The organism is Leclercia sp. Colony189 (assembly GCF_009740165.1).
Lineage (GTDB): Bacteria > Pseudomonadota > Gammaproteobacteria > Enterobacterales > Enterobacteriaceae > Enterobacter.
In genome coordinates, this window is sequence record NZ_CP046557.1 from 4,383,618 (window position 1) to 4,406,529 (window position 22,912).

Here is a 22,912-nt window from a genome sequence, read left to right on the forward strand (position 1 = left end):
CTTACGCCTTCACAGCTGGTTTAACGATCAGGTCGCTACCGGTTGCACCCGGGACCGCACCTTTAACCAGCAGCAGGTTGCGCTCAGCGTCAACACGTACTACGTCCAGGCTCTGAACGGTTACACGTTCGTTACCCAGCTGACCTGCCATTTTCTTGCCTTTGAACACTTTGCCCGGAGTCTGGTTCTGACCGATAGAACCCGGAACGCGGTGAGACAAGGAGTTACCGTGAGTAGCGTCCTGGGTACGGAAGTTCCAGCGCTTAACGGTACCAGCAAAACCTTTACCTTTAGAGGTACCGGTTACGTCAACTTTTTTAACTTCAGCAAACAGTTCAACGCTAATGTCCTGACCTACGGTGAACTCTTCGCCTTCAGCCAGGCGGAATTCCCACAGACCACGGCCAGCTTCTACGCCAGCTTTAGCGAAGTGACCCGCTTCTGGTTTGGTTACACGGTTAGCTTTTTTAGCACCAGTGGTAACCTGAATAGCGCGGTAGCCATCGTTAGCCAGATCTTTAACCTGAGTAACGCGGTTTGCTTCAACTTCGATTACGGTTACTGGGATAGAAACGCCATCTTCAGTGAAGATGCGGGTCATACCCACTTTTTTACCGACTAAACCAATCATTGTATCAACCTCTCAATCGCTCGATGACCTGATTAACCCAGGCTGATCTGCACGTCTACACCGGCAGCCAGATCCAGACGCATCAGAGCATCAACGGTTTTCTCAGTTGGCTCAACGATGTCAACCAGACGCTTGTGAGTGCGGATCTCGTACTGATCACGCGCGTCTTTGTTAACGTGCGGGGAGATCAGAACGGTAAAGCGCTCTTTGCGGGTCGGCAGCGGGATCGGACCACGGACTTGCGCACCAGTGCGCTTAGCAGTCTCGACGATTTCCGCGGTTGATTGATCGATCAGACGATGATCAAACGCTTTAAGGCGGATACGGATTCTTTGGTTCTGCATGAGACCAGAGCTCCAATTATTTTATAAACGAAAATGATCACTACTCAGACCCATTACGATTGATGGGAGAGTGTAACCGTTCTTACGTAGCTCCCCGATTGGGAGCATTGTTAGGCAACTGAAAAAGATTGCTGCCCGGGGTTCAGATTGAACCAGCTGTCAATTACGACAAGCCCGCGCATTATACGTAAATCTGGGCAGGACGCAAGCCCAGTTTAGAAAATAGACGGCAGAGCTCAATTTTGCGTGTCCCCTCGTAAATGCGGTGCAATCGTACATTGTCGTGAAAACGGCCAGGAAGACCTCTCGCATCGTTTTAGTTTGCCGTTTGTTTCACCCTTGGGGTTACATGGAATATGGGCGCAAACATTCCATTGAGGTTTACGCCAATGCTTACTCTCCTCCCCTTCTTGTTTGCCTACCTTGGATTAACAGCACTGTTAGTTCGCGAGGATCTCCGGTCACATCTGCTTCCGGACCGATATCTCTGCCCGCTACTATGGGTTGGTCTGCTTTATCACCTCTGTCTTCAACCCGAGCGGCTGCCTACTGCCGTCGCAGGGGCGATAGCGGGATACACAGGATTCGCGATTATTTATTGGGGTTACAGGCTGCTGCGTAAGCGTGAAGGGCTGGGTTACGGTGACGTAAAGTATCTGGGTGCGCTGGGCGCATGGCATGGATGGTGCGTACTTCCTGTGCTGGCATTATCAGCAGCTTTGCTGGCTACGCTTTATCTTCTCATCCTGGCGATGTGTAAACCCGGGGAACAGATATTAAAAAACCCACTGCCATTTGGACCTTTCATGGCGGCAGCGGGTTTAATGATGAGTGGGCAAAGCCTGATCAGCTTTCCACTTTAATTTGCGACTGGAGGTAATTTTGCAGCCCAATTTTACTGATAAGATCCAGTTCTGTTTCCAGCCAGTCGATGTGCCCTTCTTCATCGGCCAGAATCTCAATCATCATATCGCGGCTGACGTAGTCATGAACGCTGTCTGCATAAGCGATAGCTTCACGCAGATCTTTCGCCCCTTCGAGCTCCAGCGTCAGATCCGAACGCAATATCTCTTCGACATCTTCGCCGATACCCAGCTTGCCGAGATCCTGCAGGTTGGGAATACCCTCGAGGAACAGAATACGCTCGATGTACTTATCAGCGTGCTTCATCTCATCGATGGACTCATGGTATTCAATATCGTTGAGGCGAGTCAGACCCCAGTTTTTGAACATTCTCGCATGGAGAAAGTATTGGTTGATTGCGACAAGCTCATTTCCCAATAATTTATTGAGATAACTTATGATTTTGATATCACCTTTCATTATAGTCCCTCCGCTTCCACTCATTGAAGCGTAGATGGGGCTACAGGGATGTCAAAAGAAAAGTATGAGCCTCAGGCAATCTCTTTGTATTCCGGGATCTGCATCAATTCGTCCTGCATAATCTCGCGGGCAGCGCGAACGCACTTACCGCATTGATTTCCAACCGGAACAAACTTACGCAACTGCTGAAAAGATTGAGGATGAAACTGGCGAACGGCCTGACGAATTTTTTTATCACTCACACCGTTACATAAACAAACGTACATAACCACTCCCGTTCAAAATATGGGCAAAGTGTAAGTGAGAATAATTATGATTACAATAGCACAAGCACGAAGATGCGGGACGGGAGCGAACAAAAAATACGAAAATTTGTGACAGCCATAAACGCTGAAAACAAAAAAGGACGCCGAAGCGTCCTTTTTAATTCAGGGATAATTAATTAGCCCAGAACTTTAGCAACAACACCCGCGCCAACGGTACGGCCGCCTTCGCGGATTGCGAAACGCAGACCATCGTCCATTGCGATTGGGTGGATCAGGGTAACAACCATTTTGATGTTGTCGCCTGGCATTACCATCTCAACGCCTTCTGGCAGTTCGATGGTACCGGTCACGTCAGTAGTACGGAAGTAGAACTGTGGACGGTAGCCTTTGAAGAACGGAGTATGACGGCCGCCTTCGTCTTTGGACAGGATGTACACTTCAGATTCGAACTTGGTGTGTGGCTTGATTGAGCCTGGCTTCGCCAGAACCTGACCACGTTCGATTTCTTCACGCTTGATACCACGCAGCAGAACACCAACGTTCTCACCAGCACGGCCTTCGTCCAGCAGTTTGCGGAACATTTCAACGCCAGTACAGGTAGATTTCGCAGTATCTTTGATACCAACGATTTCAACTTCTTCACCAACTTTGATGATACCGCGCTCTACACGACCGGTAACAACGGTACCACGACCGGAGATGGAGAATACGTCTTCGATTGGCAGCAGGAATGGCTTGTCGATAGCACGCTCTGGTTCTGGGATGTAAGAATCCAGGTAGCCAGCCAGTTCGATGATTTTCTCTTCCCACTCAGCTTCGCCTTCCAGCGCTTTCAGCGCGGAACCACGAACGATTGGGGTATCGTCGCCTGGGAAATCGTACTGAGACAGCAGTTCACGAACTTCCATCTCTACCAGTTCCAGCAGCTCTTCGTCATCAACCATGTCGCATTTGTTCAGGAACACGATGATGAAAGGAACGCCTACCTGACGACCCAGCAGGATGTGCTCACGGGTCTGAGGCATTGGGCCGTCAGTCGCAGCAACAACCAGGATCGCGCCGTCCATCTGCGCAGCACCGGTGATCATGTTTTTAACATAGTCGGCGTGGCCTGGGCAGTCTACGTGTGCGTAGTGGCGAGTCGGGGTGTCATATTCAACGTGAGAAGTGTTGATGGTGATACCACGAGCTTTTTCTTCTGGTGCGTTATCGATCTGGTCGAATGCACGAGCAGAACCACCGTAGGTTTTAGCCAGAACGGTAGTGATTGCAGCGGTCAGGGTAGTTTTACCGTGGTCAACGTGGCCGATAGTACCAACGTTGACGTGCGGTTTTGTACGTTCAAATTTTTCTTTAGACACGGCTATATTCCTTACTATAGTGCCCCCTCACCGAGGGGGCACGGGACTTAGATTTTAACCCTACGGCTTATTTACCACGGGCTTCAATTACGGCCTGAGCAACGTTGTTCGGCGCATCATCATACTTCAGGAACTCCATGGAGTAAGAAGCACGACCTTTGGTCAGAGAACGCAGCTGAGTTGCATATCCGAACATTTCAGACAGCGGAACTTCAGCGTGGATCACAACGCCAGTAACGTTAGTTTCCTGACCACGCAGCATACCACGACGACGGCTCAAGTCACCGATGACGTCACCGGTGTTCTCTTCAGGCGTTTCTACTTCAACCTTCATGATTGGCTCAAGCAGAACTGGTTTCGCTTTCTTAAAGCCTTCTTTAAAGGCGATAGAAGCAGCCAGTTTAAACGCCAGTTCAGAGGAGTCAACGTCATGGTAAGAACCGAAGTGCAGACGAATACCCATGTCTACTACCGGGTAACCAGCCAGCGGACCAGACTTCAGCTGCTCCTGGATGCCTTTATCAACGGCAGGGATGTATTCGCCAGGAATTACACCACCTTTGATGTCGTTGATGAACTCGTAACCTTTAGGGTTAGAGCCCGGCTCCAGTGGGTACATGTCGATCACAACGTGACCGTACTGACCACGACCACCAGACTGCTTAGCGTGTTTACCTTCAACATCGGTAACTTTCTGGCGAATTGCTTCGCGGTAAGCAACCTGAGGTTTACCCACGTTAGCTTCAACGTTGAATTCACGCTTCATACGGTCAACGATGATGTCCAGGTGCAGTTCACCCATACCAGCGATGATGGTCTGGTTAGATTCTTCATCAGTCCATACGCGGAATGATGGGTCTTCTTTAGCCAGACGGCCCAGAGCCAGACCCATTTTTTCCTGGTCAGCTTTGGTTTTTGGTTCAACGGCGATAGAGATTACTGGCTCTGGGAACTCCATGCGCTCCAGAATGATCGGGTGATCTGGGTTACACAGGGTATCACCAGTAGTCACGTCTTTCAGACCGATAGCAGCAGCGATGTCACCCGCGCGAACTTCTTTGATCTCTTCACGTTTGTTCGCGTGCATCTGTACGATACGACCGAAACGCTCACGTGCAGCTTTCACGGAGTTCAGGATGGTGTCACCGGAGTTAACCACACCAGAGTACACGCGGAAGAACGTCAGGTTACCAACGAACGGGTCGGTAGCGATTTTGAACGCCAGAGCAGCAAACGGCTCGTCATCACTTGCGTGACGCTCAGCCGGCGTGTCTTTACCGTCGTCCAGGATACCGTTGATCGCAGGAACGTCTACCGGGGATGGCAGGTAATCAATTACCGCATCCAGCATCGCCTGAACACCTTTGTTCTTGAACGCAGAACCACAGGTTACCAGGATGATTTCGTTGTTCAGTACACGCTGACGCAGAGCTTTTTTGATCTCTTCTTCAGACAGTTCTTCACCACCCAGGTATTTCTCCATCAGATCTTCTGAAGCTTCTGCAGCGGACTCGATCAGGTTCTGGTGCCATTCGTCAGCCAGGTCCTGCATGTCAGCCGGGATATCTTCATAAGTGAAGGTTACGCCTGCGTCTTCTTCATTCCAGTTGATGGCTTTCATTTTCACCAGGTCAACAACACCGGTGAAACCTTCTTCAGCACCAATCGCCAGCTGCAGCGGAACAGGGTTCGCGCCCAGACGGGTTTTGATCTGACCAACAACTTTCAGGAAGTTCGCACCCATACGGTCCATTTTGTTAACGAACGCAATGCGTGGAACTTTATATTTGTTTGCCTGACGCCATACGGTTTCAGACTGTGGCTGAACACCACCAACTGCGCAGTAAACCATTACCGCACCATCAAGAACACGCATGGAACGTTCTACTTCGATGGTGAAGTCAACGTGGCCCGGGGTGTCGATGATGTTTACGCGGTGTGGTTCATACTGCTTAGCCATACCAGACCAGAATGCAGTAGTCGCTGCGGAGGTGATGGTAATACCACGCTCCTGCTCCTGCTCCATCCAGTCCATGGTTGCGGCGCCGTCATGAACTTCACCGATTTTATGGTTTACACCGGTGTAGAACAGAATACGTTCGGTGGTAGTGGTTTTACCGGCGTCGATGTGCGCACTGATACCGATGTTACGGTAGCGTGCGATGGGTGTTGTACGAGCCATTTGATTCCTCGTTTATCTTTTTAGGCGTTCAGTTAAGTAACCCAAAGCGGGCTGCTTCGCTGAAGCGCCCGCCTGGTGACTAATACTCCGAAGGGATTACCAACGGTAGTGTGCGAACGCCTTGTTGGCTTCTGCCATACGGTGAACGTCTTCACGTTTCTTAACTGCAGTACCTTTGTTGTCTGCAGCGTCAGAAAGTTCGTTCGCCAGACGCAGAGCCATGGATTTATCACCGCGTTTACGAGCAGCTTCAACGATCCAACGCATTGCCAGAGCATTACGACGGACCGGACGGACTTCAACTGGTACCTGATAAGTAGAACCACCAACGCGGCGAGACTTAACTTCTACAGTCGGACGCACGTTGTCGAGAGCTACTTCGAAAGCTTCCAGTTCATTTTTACCAGAACGCTGAGCCAGGGTCTCCAGCGCGCTGTATACGATTGCTTCTGCAGTAGATTTTTTACCATCTACCATCAGGATATTTACAAATTTTGCCAGCAGTTCTGATCCGAATTTCGGATCTGGAAGAATTTTACGCTGACCAATGACGCGACGACGTGGCATGGGAATACTCCGTTGTTAATTCAGGATTGTCCAAAACTCTAAGAGTTTAGTGTGACATTAAGATAAATCAGTTTGGCCTTACTTAACGGAGAACCATTAAGCCTTAGGACGTTTCACGCCGTATTTGGAGCGAGATTGCTTACGGTCTTTAACGCCGGAGCAGTCAAGCGCACCACGAACGGTGTGGTAACGAACACCCGGAAGGTCTTTTACACGACCGCCACGGATCAGGATCACGGAGTGTTCCTGCAGGTTGTGACCTTCACCACCGATGTAGGAAGTCACTTCAAAACCGTTAGTCAAACGCACACGGCATACTTTACGCAGTGCGGAGTTTGGTTTTTTAGGAGTGGTAGTATATACACGAGTACATACGCCACGTTTCTGCGGGCAGGCTTCCAGCGCAGGCACGTTGCTTTTTGCAACTTTGCGTGCACGTGGTTTGCGTACCAGCTGGTTAACTGTTGCCATTAAATAGCTCCTGGTTTTAGCTTTTGCTTCGTAAACACGTAATAAAACGCCCTCATACAATATGAGGACGCGAAATTTTAGGGCTACGTCGAAAAGGTGTCAAGAATTATACAGCGATCTCAGATCACCAGTTCATTTGGCCGGTGTGCTGGATGGCCAGATTGACGAAATCAGTATAGCTAACCACGTCAATTTTGGTTGAAATTTGACCAATGAGGCCGCGGGCCTCGATATCATCTTTAAGCGCTGAGACAGAGATGGGGGCATTACAGAGAATATCAACAAAGCGGCTACCTTCTACTGCCGCCAGAACGCCATCCTGGATCAGCAGCACAGTATCACCCTCACGCAGCATGCTTAACAGGCTTTCGATGTCGCAGTGCCAGGGGGAACGGCTCAGGGTATGGAGCATGCGCGCCTCAGAATGTCAGGATTGTGTCGTAGTGGGAAAGCTGTTCCCGCAGTAATGCCGGTGCAAGTACAGTCGCGTCCAGAATGAAGGGGGTATTCTCTTTCAGGCCGCGGGCCTGCAGTGAAGCTGCACAGACATAGAACGTCTCGATGTCATACAACGGCAGGACTTTAAATGTCGAGATGTAATCCCGCGCCAGCACCGCCTGCGGCTGCTGACCGGCAAGCAGCTGAAATACGCCGTCTCCGATAAAGAACACACCGATCTCTTCCGTCAGTGCAGAAGTGGCCAGTAACGCATCCAGCCCTTCCCTTCCAGCGGCACTGCCATGTGGGGCAGAATGAAATACAAACGCAACGCGGTTCATCAGAATTGCACCATACGATCGCAGGTTAAGGCAGCCTGTGCCAGCGCCCCAAGACCGCTAAGGGAGAAGCCCTCGTTAAGATTCGCGGCAGGCAAACCGAGACGTTGCGCTTCATTCGCATCGCTTACGCCCCGACGCAGAGCCGCCGCCACGCAGATATGCAGGGCAACGCCATGCTCCTGGTTCAGCGACTGCCAGGCCCGGACCAGATCGAACTCGTCTGATGCGGGAGAGGTCAGCTGGTTTGCGTTATACACCCCTTCCCGATAAAAAAAGACGCTGACCAGCTCATGTCCGGCCGCCAGCAGTGCGCGGGCAAACTGCAACGCGCTGCTGGCCTGCTGTGTACCGTATGCCGGGCCTGTCACCATTAATGCAAAACGCATTACTTCTCTTGCCCCAGGAAATCGCCGCTTTTGAACTGACGGATGTAGAGATAGACCGTGTGCTTGGAGATGTTGAGGCGATCGGCCACCTGGTTAATGGCGTCTTTAATATCAAAAATGCCTTTTTCGTAGAGGTTAAGCACGATCTGACGATTCTTGGCATTGTTGGAGACGTTACGATCGGCATTAACTTCTTCAATGGTGAATTCCAGCGTCTGGGTCACGAGATCTTCAACGGAAGAGGCAAAGTTTACTGTGGATCCAACATCCGGCGTTTCTGGCGGAATGAAGGTGTTCATGATCTGGGAGAACGGCACATCAAGGTTCATGTTGATGCACAGCAAACCAATCACGCGATGATCGCGGTTGCGGATCGCGATGGTCACGGACTTCATGAGAACACCGCTCTTCGCGCGGGTGAAATAACATTTGGAGACGCTGCTGTCCGCGCCGGTCATGTCGTGCAGCATACGCAGTGCAAGGTCAGTGATTGGCGAGCCGATTTTACGGCCAGTATGCTCACCATTGGCGATGCGGATGGCAGAACATTTCAGATCTTGCAGGGAGTGCAAAACGATTTCGCAGTGGGACCCAATGAGCATCGCTAACCCGTCCACTACCGCTTCGTAGGATTTCAGAATATCGAAATCGGTCTGATCGAAAGGACGTTGATCCAGCAAATCAAGTTCGCTGGTTTCGTTGGTTAAAAGCGACCTGGTCATGAAAAAAACACTCCTTTTCAGGAGCCTGTCGGTAGGTTTTCAGGGCAGGCTCATTATTTACACGGGCAATTAAGTTAATACAGCGTAGATAGCGCTTCCAGTGTTAATTATATCTATACCCCAATAAAAAAACCGCCGCTTCTGAGGCGGCGGTTTTAACCGGTTTACTTCTTGGTGGCTTCTGCCGGCGCTTCTGGCTTCGCGTCAGGCTTAGCATCCGCTTTCGGCGCTGGCTTGATGTCCAGCAACTCTACGTCGAATACCAGGGTGGAGTTAGCCGGGATACCCGGGACGCCCGTTTTGCCATAAGCCAGATCCGGTGGGATGACCAGCTTGATTTTACCGCCTTTCTTGATGTTCTTCAGGCCTTCAGTCCAGCCAGGGATAACACCATCAAGACGGAATGAGAGTGGCTCACCGCGGGTGTAAGAGTTATCGAACTCTTTACCGTCGGTCAGGGTACCTTTGTAGTTCACAACGACGGTATCGCTGTCTTTCGGTGCCTCGCCAGTCCCTTCTTTCTCTACTTTGTAGACCAGGCCAGTAGGAGAAGTTTTTGCGCCTTTCTCTTTAGCGAAAGCGTCACGGAAGGTTTTGCCTTTCGCTTCGTTCTCAGCCGCGTCTTTCTCCATCTTCTCCTGCGCTGCGCCTTTCACGCGCGCTTCGAAAGCCTGCAGAGTTTGCTCGATTTCCTGGTCAGACAGTTTGCTCTTGTCTGCAAAAGCATCCTGTACGCCCGCGATCAGCTGCGCCTGATCCAGCTTGATGCCCAGTTTTTCTTGCTCTTTCAGAGAGTTTTCCATGTAACGGCCCAGAGATGCGCCCAGTGCGTAGGCTGATTTCTGGTCGTCATTTTTGAACGCCGCATTGCTGTCAGCAGTCGCAGCAGGTTTCGCCGCGGTATCGGCAGCGAAAGTCAGCGGCGCATGCAAAGCGACAGCCATCGTGGTCGCCAGCAGCGTTACTTTAAACAGTGATTTCATCCATTTCTCCAGGGCCGGGGACTCTCACCCCGTGTTAAGCGTAAATGAGTAGCGTACTATAAAACGTTGAGGAACAAATCTACAGGTAGACACCCCTGATTAGCACCACATTTCAGACTATTTTTGTTTAAATTAGTTTCGCAGCAAGGGGATGTTTACTGCGCGCAAGGATAATCTCAGGTAAAATTCGCCGCCGCCAGCCCCGGACGGGTTTAACGAAACAAACGAGGTGAATCATGCAGAATAGAGAGATGGAAGCACGTCTGGCTGAGCTTGAAAGCCGCCTGGCTTTTCAGGAGATCACCATCGATGAGCTGAATCAGACCGTCACCGCCCACGAGCTGGAGATGGCAAAGCTGCGGGATCTGATGCGTCTGTTAACGGAAAAAGTAAAAGCCTCCCAGGCATCGCACATCGCGTCGCAGTCGGAAGAGACGCCGCCACCCCATTATTGAGACGTAAAAAAAGCGGGAATATCCCGCTTTTTTGTGCCTTAAGGCGCAACGCTTAGTGGCAACCGCAGCCGCCGTTACCGCCGCAGCCGCCTTTACCGTGCTCGTGGCCATGGTCGTGATCGTGGCCGTGACCACCGCAGCAGCCATCGTGACCGTGATCGTGGTCATGACCGTGCGCACCATGAACGTGGCCGTGAGCCAGCTCTTCTTCAGTGGCTTCGCGGATCGCAACCACTTCAACGTTGAACTTCAGGTTCTGGCCAGCCAGCATGTGGTTGCCGTCAACCACAACGTGGTCGTCTTCAACTTCGGTAATTTCTACTGGAACCGGACCCTGGTCAGTTTCAGCCAGGAAACGCATGCCAACCTGCAGCTCATCAACGCCCATGAAGACGTCTTTAGGAACACGCTGAACCAGGTTTTCATCGTACTGACCGTAAGCGTCGTTTGCGCCTACAGCAACGTCAAATTTGTCACCAACTTCATGACCGTCCAGCGCGTTTTCCAGGCCGGAGATCAGGGAACCGTGACCGTGCAGGTAGTCCAGCGGCGCACTCACCGGAGACTCATCAACCAACACACCGTCTTCTGTACGTACCTGATAGGCCAGGCTGACCACCAGGTCTTTTGCTACTTTCATGATATCTCCTGAGCGTGGGAAAATTGCTGGCGCAGATTGTAGCCGAATTCTGCACCCGTGTACCCTTTAGCTTAAAAAAACTCGGGGCATATCGCTAGTCCGGATGAAAAATGCCGATCACTTGTTCTTCTTTGCGAACGTGATCGCGCACTTCTTTATCGGCTTCACGCATCTGGTGACCGCACTTAACACACTCAACAATATCGATATTGTTCTCTCGCCACATGGCCAGTGAATCCTGAGCCTGGCAGGCCGGGCATTTCGCGCCGGCGATAAAACGTTTACGTACCGCCATTCTTTACCTCGTTATTCATATTCATCCCAGCCGTCCGGCTGCCGACGCTCCTGCTGCATCTCACGCTGGAAAATCTCTTCCAGCTCGCGACGCGCCTCCCGTACGCGGGAAATCTGCACCGTATCGGTGTGGACCGGCATCAACTCGCGCAGCATGCGCATATCAAGACGACGGAAATGTAACTGCGCGCGCTGGGCCTGATGAGGATGCATACCCAACGTCACTAATGCTTTACGCCCCAGCTCCAGCGCACTGGAGAAGGTCTCGCGGGTAAAATACTTTACCCCTGCCTGAAGCAGCTCATGTGCCTCAACACGCCCTCGCGCCCGGGCCAGGATGTGCAGATGGGGAAAGTGCTGCTGGCAGATCTCCACCAGCTTCAGGGTGTCTTCCGGATCATTACAGGTGATAACAATCGACTCCGCCGCCTCTGCGCCTGCGGAGCGCAGCAGTTCGACCTGTGTAGCATCGCCGTAATAGACCTTATAACCGTACTTGCGCATCAGGTTTACCGCGCTGATGTCGCGCTCAAGCACCGTCACGCGCATTTTATTCGCCATCAGCAGACGCCCGATTACCTGCCCAAACCGCCCGAAGCCCACCACGATCACCTGCGGTTTATCGTCCTCCACAAAGGGCGCTTCATGCTCATCTTCCGGGGCATTCATCCGGCGAGACAGCTGCTTATCGATAAGCTTCATGAGCAGCGGCGTGGTCATCATCGACAGCGTCACGGTCACTAACAGCAGCGCCATCTGGTCATCCTGAAACAATCTCTGGGACGATGCTGTGGAGAAGAGCACAAAAGCGAATTCGCCCCCCTGGCTCAGCACCCCGGCAAGCTGCGCCTTTTCCGCCTGCCGCAGGCCGTAAACCCGCGCCAGCCCATACAGCACCGCCATTTTAACCGTGACCAGCACGGCAACGCTCATCACCACCCACAGGATATGGGTGTAGAGCACGCCGAGATTGAGCGCCATACCGACAGAGATAAAGAACAGCCCTAACAGCAGCCCTTTAAAGGGATCGATGGCAATTTCCAGTTCATGCCGGTACTCACTCTCCGCCAGCAGCACACCCGCGATAAAAGTACCGAGCGCCATCGACAGGCCCAGCGCATCCATAAACAGGGCCGATCCCAGCACCAGCAGCAGCGTCGCGGCGGTAAATACCTCGCGTACGCCGGAGGCGGCAATAAACCGGAACACCGGGCGGAGCAGATAGCGCCCTCCCACCAGCATGCCGGCAAAGGCCAACACCTTCATGCCGATCTTCATCCAGTCGAAATGCTCCTCTCCCGATCCTGCCAGCAGTGGAACCAGGGCCAGCGCGGGGATCACCGCCAGATCCTGAAACAGCAGGATCGAGAAGCCCAGCTGCCCCGCTTCGTTGCGGTTCATGCCCTTATCGCGCATCAGCTGTAACGCCATTGCCGTAGAGGACATCGCCAGACCAATCCCGCCAACCACCGCGGCCTGCCATGAGAACTGGGTCAGCATCAGGAGTCCACCAAGGATCACCGCGCTGCACAGCACCTGCGCGGCACCCACGCCAAAGATCGAGCGCCGTAGTTGCCAGAGCTTCGTCGGGTTCAGCTCAAGGCCGATAATAAACATCAGAAAGACGACGCCCAGCTCCGAGAAGTGCAGGATTTCGTCCACATCGCTGATGAACCCCAGCCCCCACGGACCGATGGCGATGCCCGCCAGCAGATAGCCGAGCACCGCGCCAATCCCCAGACGCGATGCCAACGGCACCGCCACCACGGCGGCAAACAGGAACAACACGCCTGCCAGTAAAAGATCTGAGCCTTCCATCAGTGACCTCCCGTCAGATTTGGCCCCGCCAGCCACTCACCGTACGCGCGGGCATGGCTGGCCAGCTCATCCTGATGCTGCCGACGAGCCCAGTAGATAATGATCGGACTCAGCCAGTGCATGCGGCACATGGCCGCAGTCAGCTCGAACGGGCGTAAGATCTCGTTCATCGAGTAGCGGTTAAGCCCATCGTGGCGATACGCACTCTCCGGCTCGCCAGTGGTAATGACGCTCCGCCAGGACTTTCCCGCCAGCTGGTTTCCTCCCACCCCACTGGCAAATCCACGGCTCAGGACGCGATCCAGCCACTCTTTCAGCAGCGCGGGGCAGCTGTAGGTGTAGAGAGGATGCTGAAATACGATGACGTCGTGCTGACGCAGCAGCTCCTGCTCATAGGGAATATCGATAAAAAAATCGGGGTAGTGCGCGTAAAGATCGTGCACTGTCACATTACTTAGCTGTAATGCCGGTTGTAGCAAAACCCGGTTGGCGACCGAGTCCTGAGACTCCGGATGGGCATACAGCAGCAGCACTTTGGCTGTCTGGGACATCATTCCTCTCCCGGGTCGTCATCACTGTTGTTTTGGGCTACCATGGCACACCCACGCGGCGCGTGGCGGCACATTTAACCTGATTATAATGACAACTTAACATAGTCGGAACATACGGCGCTCTATGATTGTTTTCTCCTCATTACAAATTCGTCGCGGCGTACGTGTCCTGCTGGACAACGCTACAGCCACCATTAACCCGGGCCAGAAAGTCGGCCTGGTGGGCAAAAACGGCTGCGGTAAATCCACGTTACTGTCATTGCTGAAAAACGAAATCAGTGCCGACGGCGGTAATTTTACCTACCCCGGCAACTGGCAGCTGGCCTGGGTAAACCAGGAGACGCCAGCCCTGAGCGTACCGGCGATGGATTATGTTATCGACGGCGATCGGGAATACCGCAAGCTGGAAGCGGAGCTGCATGCCGCCAACGAACGCAACGACGGCCATGCGATTGCCACCGTGCATGGCAAACTCGACGCTATTGATGCCTGGACTATTCGCTCCCGCGCCGCCAGCCTGTTGCACGGCCTGGGATTCAGTAACGAGCAGCTGGAACGCCCGGTCAGCGATTTCTCCGGTGGCTGGCGCATGCGACTTAACCTGGCCCAGGCGCTGATCTGCCGCTCTGACCTGCTACTGCTCGATGAACCGACTAACCACCTCGATCTGGATGCGGTGATCTGGCTGGAGAAGTGGCTGAAGAGCTATCAGGGCACGCTGATCCTGATCTCCCACGACCGTGACTTCCTTGACCCGGTGGTGGATAAAATTATTCATATCGAAAAGGAAACGATGTTCGAGTACACCGGCAACTACAGTTCGTTTGAGCGCCAGCGCGCGGTACGCCTCTCCCAGCAGCAGGCGATGTACGAAAGCCAGCAGCAGCGCGTGGCGCACCTGCAGAGCTTTGTCGATCGCTTCAAGGCGAAAGCATCAAAAGCCAAACAGGCCCAGAGCCGCATTAAGATGCTGGAACGCATGGAGATGATCGCCCCGGCGCACGTCGACAACCCGTTCCACTTTAGCTTCCGCGCGCCGGAAAGCCTGCCCAACCCACTGCTGAAAATGGAAAAGGTCAGCGCGGGCTATGGCGAGCGCATCATTCTGGACTCCATCAAACTCAACCTGGTGCCGGGTTCCCGCATCGGTCTGCTCGGGCGCAATGGCGCCGGTAAATCGACGCTGATTAAGCTTCTGGCGGGCGAGCTTGCGCCGGTACGTGGCGATATTGGTCTGGCGAAGGGCATCAAGCTTGGCTATTTCGCCCAGCATCAGCTGGAATTTTTGCGCGCGGACGAATCGCCACTACAGCACCTGGCGCGTCTGGCCCCGCAGGAGATGGAGCAGAAGCTGCGGGATTATCTGGGCGGCTTCGGCTTCCAGGGCGATAAAGTGACCGAGAATACTGAGCGCTTCTCCGGCGGCGAAAAAGCGCGTCTGGTGCTGGCCCTCATCGTCTGGCAGCGCCCTAACCTGCTGCTGCTCGATGAACCGACTAACCACCTGGATCTGGACATGCGCCAGGCGCTGACCGAGGCGCTGATTGAGTTCGAAGGCGCGCTGGTGGTCGTTTCGCACGATCGTCACCTGATCCGCTCCACCACCGACGATCTCTACCTGGTGCACGACAGTAAAGTAGAGCCTTTCGACGGCGATCTGGAAGATTATCAGCAATGGCTGACGGACGTACAGAAGCAGGAAAACCAGCCGGAAGAAGCTGCGAAAGAGAACGCCAACAGCGCCCAGGCCCGTAAGGATCAGAAGCGTCGCGAAGCTGAACTGCGTACTCAAACCCAGCCGCTGCGTAAAGAGATCACCCGTCTGGAAAATGAGATGGAGAAGCTCAACGCCACGCTGGCCACCGTGGAAGAGAAGCTGGGCGACAGCGGCCTGTATGACCAGACTCGTAAAACCGAGCTAACCGAGTGCCTGCAGGTGCAGGCTAAAACCAAATCCAGCCTTGAGGAGTGCGAAATGGCCTGGCTGGAGGCGCAGGAGCAGCTCGAAGAGATGCTGCAGGCGGACTAATCCTTCCTGGCTTAGCAGGCGGCAACTCAACCGCCTGATAAGCCGCGATTAAACAAATGTAAAAAGTATCAGGCTGTATAGTAAAAGCAGACCACACAAATACTTCACAACCCTATGACACAAACAATCCCATCTGAGTTTAACTTTACGCCTGACGAGAGTGCGACGTTTGTCCCCATGCGGGGCCTGTCGAATCGACACCTGCAGACCATGCTGCCGCGTCTTATCCGTCATAAAGTGCGTTTTACCCCTTTCTGGCAGCGCCTTGACCTGCCGGATGATGACTTCGTTGACTTAGCCTGGAGCGAAGATCCGCTTCAGGCACAGCACAAACCCCGGCTGGTGGTCTTTCACGGTCTGGAGGGCAGCCTGCACAGCCCCTATGCTCATGGTCTGATTGAGGCGGCGAAAGCGCGCGGTTGGCTGGGCGTGGTAATGCATTTCAGAGGCTGTAGCGGCGAACCCAATCGCCAGAAACGCATCTATCACTCTGGCGAAACAGAAGATGGCACCTGGTTCCTGCGCTGGCTGGCAGAGACTCACGGCCCTGCCCCCACCGCTGCGGTAGGCTATTCGCTGGGGGGAAACATGCTGGCCTGCCTGCTGGCAAAAGAGGGGGACGCTATTCCGCTGGACGCCGCCGTTATCGTTTCTGCTCCGTTTATGCTGGAACAGTGCAGCTATCATATGGATAAAGGCTTTTCGCGCGTCTATCAGCACTACCTGCTTAACCTGCTGAAAGGCAACGCCTCACGTAAACTGAAAGCCTATCCGGGCTCGCTGCCGGTCAACCTGGAGCAGCTCAAGCGCATGCGACGCATTCGTGAATTTGACGATCTGATCACCGCGAAAATCCATGGCTTTGCCGATGCGATTGACTACTATCGCCAGTGCAGCGCCATGCCGTTGCTGAATCAAATCACCCGGCCTACGCTGATTATTCACGCGAAAGACGATCCGTTTATGGATCATCACTCGATTCCGGCGCCGGAACATTTACCGGCAAACGTAGAGTATCAACTGACCGAACATGGTGGGCACGTGGGCTTTATCAGCGGAACGCTGCGTCGACCGCAGATGTGGCTGGAGACACGTATCCCGGACTGGCTAACCCCCTATCTGGAAAAATAGACATGATCATTCCCTGGCAGGATCTGGCTCCCGAAACGCTGGATAATCTGATTGAAAGCTTTGTGTTACGCGAAGGCACCGATTATGGTGAAGAGGAACGTTCGCTTGAGCAGAAGGTCGCTGATATCAGGCGCCAGCTGCAAAGCGGTGAGGTGCTGGTCGTATGGTCCGAGTTGCACGAAACTGTCAACATCATGCCTCGCAATCAATTTCGCGGTTAACCGCGACATCTTTCCACTCAGGGAGTTGCTATGTCCGCCAGACATCCGGTTATCGCCGTCACAGGGTCGAGTGGTGCAGGTACCACCACCACCAGCCTCGCCTTTCGTAAGATCTTCTCGCAACTGCATCTGCGTGCCGCGGAGGTCGAAGGCGACAGCTTTCACCGCTACACCCGCCCTGAGATGGATATGGCCATCCGCAAGGCCCGTGATTTAGGCAAACATATCAGCTACTTTGGCCCCGATGCTAACGACTTTGGCCTGCTGGAGCAGACCTTCGCAGAGTACGGGCGAAGCGGCACGGGCCAGTCGCGCAAATACCTGCATACCTATGACGAAGCGGTACCGTGGAACCAGGTTCCGGGCACCTTTACGCCCTGGCAGCCGCTGCCAGAACCCACCGACGTGCTGTTTTATGAAGGTCTGCACGGCGGGGTCGTCACGCCGCACCATGACGTGGCGCGCCATGTCGATCTGCTGGTGGGCGTCGTACCCATTGTAAACCTGGAGTGGATCCAGAAGCTGACGCGGGATACCAGCGAACGCGGCCATTCCCGAGAAGCGGTGATGGATTCGGTGGTTCGCTCCATGGAAGATTACATTAACTTCCTCACGCCGCAGTTTTCCCGCACCCATATTAACTTCCAGCGCGTCCCGACCGTGGACACCTCTAACCCCTTTGCCGCAAAAGCGATCCCGTCGCTGGATGAGAGCTTTGTGGTGATCCATTTCCGCAATCTGGACAATATCGATTACCCCTGGCTGCTGGCGATGCTGCAGGGCTCGTTTATCTCGCACATGAATACGCTGGTGGTCCCGGGCGGGAAGATGGGACTGGCGATGGAGTTGATCATGACGCCGCTGGTGCAGCGGTTAATGGAAGGGAAGAAGATCGATTGAGGCTTGTAGGCCGGGCAAACGAAGTGCCGCCCGGCGTTTGATCCAGGACTTACGCCTCGATCACTTCATACGAATGGGTAATATTGACCGCTTTTTCCAGCATCAGCGCCACGGAGCAGTACTTCTCCGCAGAGAGATCCACCGCGCGGGAGACCGCAGCCTCTTTTAGCGCTTTGCCGGTTACCACGAAATGAAGGTTGATATGGGTAAAGAGACGCGGCGCTTCATCCCGGCGCTCTGAGGTCAGTTTCACTTCGCAATCGGTCACATCGTGACGCCCTTTTTGCAGAATCGAGACCACGTCGATAGCGCTGCATCCCCCTGCCGCCATCAGAACCACTTCCATCGGGCTGGGTGCTTTATCACCGGAGTTGCCATCCATCAGAATCTGGTGCCCCGAGGCGGACTCACCGAGGAACGTTAACCCTTCAACCCATTTCACACGTGCTTGCATTTTAACTCACTCCAGGCTTGCATTTTTTCTGTCAGATTACGCGCCAGTAACAATTCTGGCAAAGGAAGTCGACCTGCATCAAGCTGAAGCGAGACACCAGGAGACACGCGGCAAAACCTATGCTAAAACAGTCGTGATGCTACAGTAATACATTGACGTTGCACATGTATGCAGAGGACATCACACATTACAGGCTGCTAATTATTGTGACAGCCAGATCCCCAGGTAAGGGGAAGAATTCGATTGCAACCCCAGAGCGAAGGTAGAAAGCCTGACTCTGGAGACAGCTTATAACAGAGGATAACAGCGCATGGTGCTTGGCAAACCGCAAACAGACCCGACTCTCGAATGGTTCTTGTCTCATTGCCACATTCATAAGTACCCATCGAAGAGCACGCTGATTCACCAGGGTGAAAAAGCGGAAACGTTGTATTACATCGTCAAAGGCTCAGTGGCAGTGCTGATCAAAGATGAAGAAGGCAAAGAGATGATCCTCTCTTACCTGAATCAGGGAGACTTTATCGGTGAACTGGGCCTGTTTGAAGAAGGTCAGGAGCGTAGCGCCTGGGTCCGGGCAAAAACTGCGTGTGAAGTGGCTGAGATCTCTTATAAGAAATTCCGCCAGCTGATCCAGGTTAACCCGGATATCCTGATGCGCCTCTCTTCGCAGATGGCTCGCCGTCTGCAGGTCACCTCTGAGAAAGTGGGTAACCTCGCCTTCCTGGACGTGACGGGCCGTATCGCTCAGACGCTGCTGAACCTGGCGAAACAGCCAGACGCCATGACCCACCCGGACGGTATGCAAATTAAAATTACCCGTCAGGAGATCGGTCAGATCGTCGGTTGTTCCCGTGAGACAGTGGGTCGTATTCTGAAAATGCTGGAAGATCAGAACCTGATTTCCGCCCACGGTAAAACCATCGTGGTTTACGGAACACGTTAATTCCGCTCAGACGGCGTGGCATCGCATGATGACACGCCGTTTTTGTCTCTCTCACCCATGTGGCGCAGGCTCATTTATCACCCGGAAGTTAACTACGCACTACGGCAAACCCTGGTGTTGTGTCTCCCTGTGGCTGTGGGGTTAGTTCTCGGTTATCTGCAATACGGCCTTCTGTTTTCTCTCGTTCCCGCCTGCTGCAACATTGCGGGTCTCGACACGCCCCATAAACGCTTTTTTAAACGCCTGATAATTGGCGGCTGCCTGTTTGCTGGCTGTAGTCTGGCGGTACAATTGCTGCTGGCGCGTGATATTCCGCTGCCCCTCATTCTGACCGCACTGGCGATGACGTTAGGGGTCACGGCGGAGATCAGCGCCCTCCACGCCCGCCTGCTGCCCGCCTCGCTGATTGCGGCCATCTTTACCCTGAGCCTGGCGGGGAATTTACCGATCTGGGCGCCGCTGCTGATCTACGCCCTGGGGACACTCTGGTACGGGCTGTTTAACTGGTTCTGGTTCTGGCTGTGGCGGGAGCAGCCGCTGCGTGAATCCCTGAGCGTACTCTACCGCCAGCTGGCTGATTACTGTGAAGCCAAATACACCCTGCTGACCCAGCACACCGACCCGGAAAAATCGCTGCCGCCGCTGCTGGCGCGCCAGCAGAAGGTGGTGGACCTGATTAGTCAGTGTTACCAGCAACTGCATATGCTGGCGGCGAACAGGAATCATGAATACAAGCGGCTGCTGCGTATCTTCCAGGTGGGGCTGGATCTGCAGGAGCATATCTCCGTTAGCCTGCATCATCCGCAAGAGGTGCAAAAGCTGGTCGAGCGCAGCCACGCTGAAGCGGTGATCCGCTGGAACGCGCAGACCGTCGCCGCCCGGCTGCGGGTACTGGCCGACGATATTCTCTATCACCGCTATCCCACCCGCTTTAACATGGACAAACAGCTCGGCGCGCTGGAGAAAATTGCCCGCCAGCATGCGGATAACCCGGTCGGCCAGTTCGCCGCCTGGCACTTCAGCCGTATTGCCCGCGTGCTTCGCACCCAACGCCCGCTCTACCCGCGTGACCTGATGGCGGATAAGCAGAAGCGCCTGCCGCTGATCCCCGCCCTGAGAAGCTATCTGTCGCTAAAGTCTGCCGCCCTGCGTAATGCGGCACGTATCAGCGTCATGCTGAGTATCGCCAGCCTGATGGGTATGGCGCTGCACCTGCCTAAGCCTTACTGGATCTTAATGACCGTTCTGCTGGTGACGCAAAACGGCTACAGCGCCACGCGGGTGCGCATCCTCCACCGGGCAGGCGGCACGATGGCGGGGCTGATTATTGCGGGGATCACCCTGCACCTTCACGTCCCGGAAGGCTATACCCTGACGGGTATGCTGCTGGTAACGCTGGTGAGTTACCTCATCATCCGTAAGAACTACGGCTGGGCGACGGTGGGCTTTACGCTGACCGCGGTCTACACCCTGCAACTGATTACGCTCAATGGTGAGCAGTTTATTATCGCCCGGCTGGCAGATACGCTGATTGGCTGCCTGATTGCCTTTGGCGGCATGGTGTGGCTGTGGCCGCAGTGGCAGAGCGGATTGCTGCGACAGAACGCCCACGACGCGCTGGAGGCCGACCAGGAGGCCATCCGCCTGATCCTCAGCGACGATCCGCAACCCACGCCGCTGGCCTGGCAGCGCATGAAGGTCAACCAGGCGCACAATGCCCTGTTCAACTCCCTCAACCAGGCGATGCAGGAGCCGGGCTTCAATTCGGCCTATCTGGCGGATATGAAACTGTGGGTGACGCACAGCCAGTTTATCGTCGAGCATATCAACGCGATGACAACCCTGGCGCGGGAGCATACGATGCTGACGCCAGACCTGGCGCAGCGTTATTTGCAGTCGTGTGAAATCGGCCTTCAGCGCTGCCAGCAGCGCCTGGAGTATGACGCGCCGGGTGAGAGCGGAGACAGCAATATTCTGGAAGCGCCAGAGACCCTGACGCAAGGCCCCATGAGTACGCTGGAACAACATCTGCAGCGCATTCTGGGGCATCTGAATACTATGCACACCATTTCGTCGGTGGCCTGGCGCCAGCGTCCACATCATGGCATCTGGTTGATCCGGCGTTTGAAACGCACACCGTATTAAACGCCGGGTGGCGCTGCGCTTACCCGGCCTACGGTCTTGTAGGCCCGTGCAAGCGTAGCGCCGCCGGGCTACACAGCTACTGCTGAACCACCCGCTTCACCGCCTGCGCAAAGCGGGTCATCCCCTCTTCGATATCCTGGCTTTCCACCAGCAGCGACGGCGCAAAGCGCATCACGTCCGGCCCGGCGTTGAGCACCATCGCCCCTTCGCTGGCGGCGGCGTAGAGAAAATCGCGCGCCCGGCCTTTGTACTGCGGCTTCAGTTCGGCACCAATCAACAGTCCCATGCCGCGGATATCACTGAAGACATCGTACTGCGCATCGATCTGCTGAAGATGCTTCACAAACTGCTCGCGCTTTGTATTGACGCCGCTCAGCACTTCCGGGGTATTGATGATATCGAACGCCGCTCCGGCAACCGCGCACGCCAGCGGGTTGCCGCCATAGGTCGAGCCGTGAGAGCCCACGTGGAATGCCGATGCGATATCCTGCGTGGTGAGCACGGCGCTCACCGGGAAGCCACCCCCGAGCGCTTTGGCGCTGGTCAGGATGTCCGGCGTCACGCCGTAGTGCATATAAGCAAAGAGATCCCCGGTACGGCCCATGCCGCTCTGCACTTCGTCAAAGACCAGCAGGGCCTGGTGCTGATCGCACAGATCGCGTAGCCCCTGCAGGAATTCTGGCGTTGCCGCCATCACGCCGCCTTCACCCTGGATCGGCTCAACCACCACCGCGCAGGTGTGATCGTCCATCACCGCTTTTACCGCATGCAGATCGTTAAACGGCACGTGGATGATGTCGGCCGGTTTCGGGCCAAAACCATCGGAATATTTTGGCTGACCGCCCACGGTCACGGTAAACAGCGAACGGCCATGAAACGCATTGTGGAAGGCGATGATTTTGGTTTTAAACGGGCTGTGGCGGGTGGAGGCGTAATAACGGGCCAGCTTGAAAGCGGTTTCGTTGGCTTCGGTGCCGGAGTTCATAAACAGCACACGCTCGGCAAAGGTAGCCTCGATGATTTTGCGCCCGAGACGTAGCGCAGGTTCGTTGGTAAAGACGTTGCTGGTGTGCCACAGGGTTTCGCCCTGGGTTTTCAGCGCCTCGACCAGCGCCGGGTGGCAGTGACCTAACGCCGTCACCGCAATGCCGCCCGCAAAATCAATGTACTCTTTGCCCTGCTGATCCCAGACGCGGCTGCCTTTCCCCTTCACCGGGATAAACTCAGCCGGTGCATAAACTGGCAGTATCACTTCATCGAATGTTGCGCGCGTAATTGCAGATTGTTCAGTTGCCATGTAACCCCACCCTTTTTTA

General features: G+C 54.4%; 27 protein-coding genes. 8 read left to right on the forward strand and 19 right to left on the reverse strand.

The features are described 5' to 3' along the window. Position 1: 1 nt before the first annotated feature. Together rplC and rpsJ are read right to left on the reverse strand one after the other, a co-directional pair. On the reverse strand, positions 2-631 hold the full coding sequence (rplC, locus tag GNG29_RS20965; RefSeq protein WP_006817279.1) for a 50S ribosomal protein L3: 630 nt from the start codon (positions 629-631) through the stop codon (positions 2-4). A gap of 32 nt (positions 632-663) precedes the next feature. Then, the gene (rpsJ, locus tag GNG29_RS20970) at positions 664-975 is read right to left on the reverse strand and encodes a 30S ribosomal protein S10 (RefSeq protein ID WP_001181005.1); all 312 of its coding nucleotides are present in this window, start codon (positions 973-975) and stop codon (positions 664-666) included. 389 nt (positions 976-1,364) lie between these two features. On the opposite strand from rpsJ, the gene GNG29_RS20975 reads away from it, so the two are divergent. Next, a complete protein-coding gene (locus tag GNG29_RS20975; RefSeq protein ID WP_156655296.1) occupies positions 1,365-1,838 on the forward strand; it encodes an A24 family peptidase in 474 nt (157 codons plus the stop codon). Here the strand turns inward: GNG29_RS20975 and bfr are convergent. The 11 genes from bfr to fkpA form a co-directional block, all read right to left on the reverse strand. After that, on the reverse strand, positions 1,822-2,298 hold the full coding sequence (gene bfr, locus GNG29_RS20980; protein ID WP_103177268.1) for a bacterioferritin: 477 nt from the start codon (positions 2,296-2,298) through the stop codon (positions 1,822-1,824). The two genes, GNG29_RS20975 and bfr, sit on opposite strands and share 17 nt — an antisense overlap. Before the next feature lie 71 nt (positions 2,299-2,369). Continuing rightward, the gene (gene bfd / locus GNG29_RS20985) at positions 2,370-2,564 is read right to left on the reverse strand and encodes a bacterioferritin-associated ferredoxin (protein WP_059180778.1); all 195 of its coding nucleotides are present in this window, start codon (positions 2,562-2,564) and stop codon (positions 2,370-2,372) included. A 176-nt stretch (positions 2,565-2,740) separates the two neighbouring features. Then, entirely contained in the window at positions 2,741-3,925 is a 1,185-nt protein-coding gene (gene tuf, locus GNG29_RS20990; protein WP_059307073.1) for an elongation factor Tu, read from the reverse strand. A gap of 67 nt (positions 3,926-3,992) precedes the next feature. Then, positions 3,993-6,107 carry an elongation factor G gene (gene fusA / locus GNG29_RS20995; RefSeq protein ID WP_103177269.1) on the reverse strand — a complete coding sequence of 705 codons (2,115 nt, stop codon included), beginning with the start codon at positions 6,105-6,107 and terminating at the stop codon, positions 3,993-3,995. Positions 6,108-6,203: 96 nt separating this feature from the next. Beyond that, the gene (rpsG, locus tag GNG29_RS21000; protein WP_004106370.1) at positions 6,204-6,674 is read right to left on the reverse strand and encodes a 30S ribosomal protein S7; all 471 of its coding nucleotides are present in this window, start codon (positions 6,672-6,674) and stop codon (positions 6,204-6,206) included. Positions 6,675-6,770: 96 nt separating this feature from the next. Further along, complete coding sequence (gene rpsL / locus GNG29_RS21005) at positions 6,771-7,145, reverse strand: 30S ribosomal protein S12 (RefSeq protein WP_003023654.1); 375 nt, start codon at positions 7,143-7,145, stop codon at positions 6,771-6,773. A gap of 124 nt (positions 7,146-7,269) precedes the next feature. After that, positions 7,270-7,557: a sulfurtransferase complex subunit TusB gene (gene tusB, locus GNG29_RS21010; RefSeq protein WP_103177270.1), complete on the reverse strand. Its 288-nt coding sequence runs from the start codon at positions 7,555-7,557 to the stop codon at positions 7,270-7,272. A 7-nt stretch (positions 7,558-7,564) separates the two neighbouring features. Then, positions 7,565-7,924 carry a sulfurtransferase complex subunit TusC gene (tusC, locus tag GNG29_RS21015; RefSeq protein WP_103177271.1) on the reverse strand — a complete coding sequence of 120 codons (360 nt, stop codon included), beginning with the start codon at positions 7,922-7,924 and terminating at the stop codon, positions 7,565-7,567. Next, positions 7,924-8,310 carry a sulfurtransferase complex subunit TusD gene (gene tusD / locus GNG29_RS21020; protein ID WP_103177272.1) on the reverse strand — a complete coding sequence of 129 codons (387 nt, stop codon included), beginning with the start codon at positions 8,308-8,310 and terminating at the stop codon, positions 7,924-7,926. Before tusD ends, tusC begins: the two co-directional genes overlap by 1 nt. After that, on the reverse strand, positions 8,310-9,032 hold the full coding sequence (locus tag GNG29_RS21025; RefSeq protein ID WP_103177273.1) for a transcriptional regulator: 723 nt from the start codon (positions 9,030-9,032) through the stop codon (positions 8,310-8,312). The genes tusD and GNG29_RS21025 overlap by 1 nt, the downstream gene beginning before the upstream one ends. Before the next feature lie 164 nt (positions 9,033-9,196). Then, the gene (gene fkpA / locus GNG29_RS21030; RefSeq protein ID WP_103177274.1) at positions 9,197-10,015 is read right to left on the reverse strand and encodes an FKBP-type peptidyl-prolyl cis-trans isomerase; all 819 of its coding nucleotides are present in this window, start codon (positions 10,013-10,015) and stop codon (positions 9,197-9,199) included. A 236-nt stretch (positions 10,016-10,251) separates the two neighbouring features. Here fkpA and GNG29_RS21035 point away from each other — a divergent pair, with 236 nt between their 5' ends. Continuing rightward, a complete protein-coding gene (locus GNG29_RS21035) occupies positions 10,252-10,470 on the forward strand; it encodes a protein SlyX (protein ID WP_103177275.1) in 219 nt (72 codons plus the stop codon). Positions 10,471-10,522: 52 nt separating this feature from the next. Here GNG29_RS21035 and slyD read toward each other — a convergent pair whose 3' ends face one another. The 4 genes from slyD to kefG all read right to left on the reverse strand — a co-directional run bounded on the left by slyD (position 10,523) and on the right by kefG (position 13,776). Next, on the reverse strand, positions 10,523-11,110 hold the full coding sequence (slyD, locus tag GNG29_RS21040; protein WP_103177276.1) for a peptidylprolyl isomerase: 588 nt from the start codon (positions 11,108-11,110) through the stop codon (positions 10,523-10,525). A 94-nt stretch (positions 11,111-11,204) separates the two neighbouring features. After that, on the reverse strand, positions 11,205-11,405 hold the full coding sequence (locus GNG29_RS21045) for a YheV family putative zinc ribbon protein (protein ID WP_103177277.1): 201 nt from the start codon (positions 11,403-11,405) through the stop codon (positions 11,205-11,207). Between the two features lie 11 nt (positions 11,406-11,416). Then, a complete protein-coding gene (gene kefB, locus GNG29_RS21050; protein ID WP_103177278.1) occupies positions 11,417-13,222 on the reverse strand; it encodes a glutathione-regulated potassium-efflux system protein KefB in 1,806 nt (601 codons plus the stop codon). Then, positions 13,222-13,776, reverse strand: a complete 555-nt coding sequence (kefG, locus tag GNG29_RS21055; protein ID WP_103177279.1) for a glutathione-regulated potassium-efflux system ancillary protein KefG — start codon at positions 13,774-13,776, stop codon at positions 13,222-13,224. Before kefG ends, kefB begins: the two co-directional genes overlap by 1 nt. A 121-nt stretch (positions 13,777-13,897) precedes the next feature. Between kefG and GNG29_RS21060 the strand changes: the two genes are divergently transcribed. The 4 genes from GNG29_RS21060 (at position 13,898) to GNG29_RS21075 (ending at position 18,054) form a co-directional block, all read left to right on the forward strand. After that, positions 13,898-15,802, forward strand: a complete 1,905-nt coding sequence (locus tag GNG29_RS21060) for an ABC transporter ATP-binding protein (RefSeq protein WP_156655297.1) — start codon at positions 13,898-13,900, stop codon at positions 15,800-15,802. A 114-nt stretch (positions 15,803-15,916) separates the two neighbouring features. Further along, positions 15,917-16,933: a hydrolase gene (locus GNG29_RS21065; protein WP_156655298.1), complete on the forward strand. Its 1,017-nt coding sequence runs from the start codon at positions 15,917-15,919 to the stop codon at positions 16,931-16,933. A gap of 2 nt (positions 16,934-16,935) precedes the next feature. Next, complete coding sequence (locus GNG29_RS21070) at positions 16,936-17,154, forward strand: YheU family protein (RefSeq protein WP_103177282.1); 219 nt, start codon at positions 16,936-16,938, stop codon at positions 17,152-17,154. 30 nt (positions 17,155-17,184) lie between these two features. Next, positions 17,185-18,054 carry a phosphoribulokinase gene (locus tag GNG29_RS21075; protein WP_103177283.1) on the forward strand — a complete coding sequence of 290 codons (870 nt, stop codon included), beginning with the start codon at positions 17,185-17,187 and terminating at the stop codon, positions 18,052-18,054. 49 nt (positions 18,055-18,103) lie between these two features. On the opposite strand, the gene GNG29_RS21080 is transcribed toward GNG29_RS21075, so the two are convergent. Beyond that, complete coding sequence (locus tag GNG29_RS21080; protein WP_103177284.1) at positions 18,104-18,508, reverse strand: OsmC family protein; 405 nt, start codon at positions 18,506-18,508, stop codon at positions 18,104-18,106. Positions 18,509-18,818: 310 nt separating this feature from the next. Between GNG29_RS21080 and crp the strand changes: the two genes are divergently transcribed. Beyond that, complete coding sequence (crp, locus tag GNG29_RS21085) at positions 18,819-19,451, forward strand: cAMP-activated global transcriptional regulator CRP (RefSeq protein ID WP_000242758.1); 633 nt, start codon at positions 18,819-18,821, stop codon at positions 19,449-19,451. A 57-nt stretch (positions 19,452-19,508) separates the two neighbouring features. After that, complete coding sequence (locus GNG29_RS21090) at positions 19,509-21,596, forward strand: YccS/YhfK family putative transporter (RefSeq protein WP_103177285.1); 2,088 nt, start codon at positions 19,509-19,511, stop codon at positions 21,594-21,596. A gap of 76 nt (positions 21,597-21,672) precedes the next feature. On the opposite strand, the gene GNG29_RS21095 is transcribed toward GNG29_RS21090, so the two are convergent. Beyond that, positions 21,673-22,893 carry an aspartate aminotransferase family protein gene (locus GNG29_RS21095; protein ID WP_103177286.1) on the reverse strand — a complete coding sequence of 407 codons (1,221 nt, stop codon included), beginning with the start codon at positions 22,891-22,893 and terminating at the stop codon, positions 21,673-21,675. Positions 22,894-22,912 lie beyond the last annotated feature (19 nt).